We start from the raw sequence: 3,425 nt of genomic DNA on the forward strand, positions 1-3,425 counted from the left end.
AAGCACCTCGACGTCGGTCGGGAACAGCCGCGTGCCCTCATAGCCGCGGGCGATCTCCGACAGCGCGGGGTTGTACCCGCCGGGGAAGATGTATTTCGTCGTGAAGTCGTCGGTCACCGACGGGCCGTTCATCCGCCCGATCGTATGCAGCAGCATCACGCCGTCGTCACTCAGCAGGTCGCGGCATCTGCGGAAGAACGTCCTGTAATGCGCGGGGCCGACATGTTCGAACATGCCGACCGACACGATCCGGTCGAACCGGCCGGCCACCGCGCGGTAATCGATCAGCTCGAACCGCACCTTGCCCGATACACCGGCGTCGGCGGCACGGCGGCGGGCGACCTTCAGCTGTTCCTCGCTCAGCGTCACGCCGAGCACCTCCGCGCCCGTCTTCTCGTGCAGGTACAACGCCATCCCGCCCCAGCCGCAGCCGATGTCGAGCACCGTCATGCCCGGCTCGATCGCCAGCTTCGCCGCGATATGCGCCTTCTTGTCCGCCTGCGCCTGTTCCAGGCTGTTGGCGGGATCGGTGAAATAGGCGCAGCTATATTGCCGGTCGGCATCGAGGAAGAGGTCGTACAGCCGGTCGGACAGGTCGTAATGATGCGCGACGTTGCGCTTCGACGCGCGCGCCATGTTGATCCGGCCGATCCGGTGGGTGATCGCCTGCACCGACCGCCTGCCGATCCCGGCTGCCAGCAGATTGCCCGCCGCCTCCCACGGATCGTTCCCCGTCAATAGTTCGACAAGCGCCTTGATGTCGCCTCGTTCGACCACCAGCCGCCCGTCCATGAACGCTTCCGCCGCGCCGAGCCCCGGGTTGCGCACGATGAAGTTCGCCGCCGCGCGGTCGGTGAAGCGGATCGCGACGTCGGCGAAGCCCGGATCGGGCGATCCGAAGGTGCGGACCGCGCCGTTCGCATGCGTAACGGTCAATTGGCCGCGCTTGACCCGGCGGGCGAGGAACATGTCGATGAGTGCCATTGTTACAGTCGTGTAGACGTCATCACCGCCGCGTTTCAAACAAAAGATAGATGCGGGATCGCGCGCCGTAACCGGCTCGACGTCCGGCGGCGGATGATCAGCGATGGGAAACAAATGATGACGGACTGGCATTTCTACGAACCCGTACACGGACACGGCCTGGCGCATGATCCGCTGAACGCCATCGTCGCGCCGCGCCCGATCGGCTGGATCAGCACGGTCGCCGAGGATGGCACGCGAAACATCGCGCCGTACAGCTTCTTCAACCTGCTGAACTACAGCCCGCCGCTGATCGGTTTTTCCTCGGCGGGGTGGAAGGACAGCGTGGCGAACGTGGCCGCGACGGGCGAATTCGTATGGAATCTCGTCACCCGCCCGCTCGCCGAGGCGATGAACGCGACGTCCGCCGGGGTCGCACCGGAGGTCGACGAATTCGCGCTCGCGCGCCTGAAGGCCGAACCCTCGCGCCTCGTCCGCCCGCCGCGCGTCGCGGACAGCCCGGTGGCGTTCGAATGCCGGCTGACGCAGCTGATCCGGCTGGAGACGAAGGAAGGCCGCGCGCTCGACCAGTGGCTGGTCATCGGCGAGGCGGTCGGCATCCATATCGATCGGCGGATGCTGATCGACGGGTCGTACAGGACGGTGCTGGCCGAACCGGTCAGCCGCGGTGGTGGCCCGGCCGATTATTTCACGGTGACGGAGGCCCAGCGGTTCGAGATGCGGCGGCCGGGGTAGCGGTCTTCGGCTCAACCATAGGCCCGCCAGAAGAACACAGCCGTCGTCGCCGCCGTCACCAGCAATGTCCACGCCCGGATGACCTCCGCCGGCAATCGCTTGCCCACATGCGCGCCGACCCAGCCGCCGACGATCGCACCTACGAGCATCGGCAGGCCCGCGCTCCACCGCACCAGCCCGCTCACCACGAATATGATCGCCGCGGCGGCATTCGCGATCGCCAGCATCAGCGTGCGCGGCGCGAACAGCGCGCGCGGCGTGATCCCCGCCAGCAACCCGTAGACCGCGGTCGTCATCAGCCCGACCCCGCCGCCGAAATAGCCGCCATAGACGCCCAGCACCGCCTGCGCCCCGATCAGCGTCCGCGGCCCGATCGTCACCCGCGCATTCAGCCACGCCGCCGCGGGCTTGCCGACGGCCAGCACGACGAACGCGAACAACAGCAGCCAGGGAATGATGACGTCGAAACTGTGCGACGGGGTCAGCACCAGCAGGACGCTGCCGATCAGTCCGCCGACAAAGGTGATCGCCGCCAGCAATCGGACAGGCACCCCGCCGACCGGCCCGATCTCGTCGCGAAACGCATAGACGCTCGTCGCCGCGCCCGGCAGCAACGCGACGTTGGAGGTCGCGTTGGCCACGTTCGCGGGCAGCCCGATCGCGATCAGCGCCGGCAACGTGGCAAAGGTCCCGCCCCCAGCGAGCGCATTCATCGTGCCGCCGACGAGACCGGCTGCGGCGGGGAGGGCGAGCGTGGTGAGGTCCATGTGATACCTTCGTCATGCCGGGCCTGTCCCGGCATACAGGGCCGCAAGGACCGCGACGTGTGTCCTGCGATGCCCCGGACCCCGGCACAAGGCCGGGGTGACGCGCGGGTCACCCCGGCGCCAGCAGCTTCGCCTCCGCCTGCGCATCCAGTTCCGCGCGGCTCTTCTTCTCGCTCGCGGTCTTCAGCTGCCCGCAGGCCGCGTCGATATCGCGCCCGCGCGGCGTTCGGACGGGCGCGGAGATGCCGGCATCGAACACGATGCTGGAAAACGCACGCACCCGTTCGGGCGTCGAGGTGTCGTACGGCGCGCCCGGCCAGGGGTTGAACGGGATCAGGTTCACCTTGGCCGGCAGGTCGTAATGCCGGATCAGCCGCACCAGCTCGCGCGCATCCGCGTCGCTGTCGTTCTTGTCCTTCAGCATCACATATTCGAACGTGATCCGCCGCGCATTGTTCGCACCGGGATAGTCCGCGCACGCCTGCAACAATTCCTCGATCCCGTATTTGCGGTTCAGCGGCACGATCTCGTCGCGCACTTCCTTGGTGACCGCGTGGAGCGACACCGCCAGGTTCACCCCGATCTCCGCCCCCGCGCGCGCCATCATCGGGACGACGCCGCTGGTCGACAGCGTGATCCGCCGCTTCGACAGCGCGAGACCGTCGCCGTCCATCACCAGCTTCAGCGCATCGCGCACCGCCTCGAAATTATACAGCGGCTCGCCCATCCCCATCATCACGATGTTGGTCAGCATCCGCCCCTCGGGCTGGCTCGGCCATTCGCCCAGCGAGTCCCGCGCCAGCATGACCTGCCCGACGATCTCCGCGGGCGTCAGGTTGCGCACCAGCCGCATCGTGCCGGTATGGCAGAAGCGGCAGTTGAGCGTGCAGCCGACCTGGCTCGATACGCACAGCGTGCCGCGATCGGCGTCGGGGATGA

General features: G+C 67.6%; 4 protein-coding genes. 1 reads left to right on the top strand and 3 read right to left on the bottom strand.

Features of this window, described 5'->3' with window-relative positions; translation table 11 throughout:
* The coding region (locus tag ACFE7D_RS14190) for a class I SAM-dependent methyltransferase (RefSeq protein ID WP_375396059.1) at positions 1-984 on the bottom strand (984 nt) is incomplete at its 3' end.
* Between the two features lie 114 nt (positions 985-1,098).
* Here ACFE7D_RS14190 and ACFE7D_RS14195 point away from each other — a divergent pair.
* Positions 1,099-1,719, top strand: coding sequence for a flavin reductase family protein (locus ACFE7D_RS14195; RefSeq protein WP_375396062.1), 621 nt, complete (start codon positions 1,099-1,101; stop codon positions 1,717-1,719).
* An 11-nt stretch (positions 1,720-1,730) separates the two neighbouring features.
* Here ACFE7D_RS14195 and ACFE7D_RS14200 read toward each other — a convergent pair whose 3' ends face one another.
* Together ACFE7D_RS14200 and rlmN are read right to left on the bottom strand one after the other, a co-directional pair.
* Entirely contained in the window at positions 1,731-2,486 is a 756-nt protein-coding gene (locus ACFE7D_RS14200) for a sulfite exporter TauE/SafE family protein (protein ID WP_375396060.1), read from the bottom strand.
* 109 nt (positions 2,487-2,595) lie between these two features.
* A partial coding sequence (rlmN, locus tag ACFE7D_RS14205) for a 23S rRNA (adenine(2503)-C(2))-methyltransferase RlmN (RefSeq protein ID WP_375396061.1) occupies positions 2,596-3,425 on the bottom strand: 830 nt, incomplete at its 5' end.

The organism is uncultured Sphingomonas sp., from assembly GCF_964244235.1.
Classification (GTDB): domain Bacteria; phylum Pseudomonadota; class Alphaproteobacteria; order Sphingomonadales; family Sphingomonadaceae; genus Sphingomonas.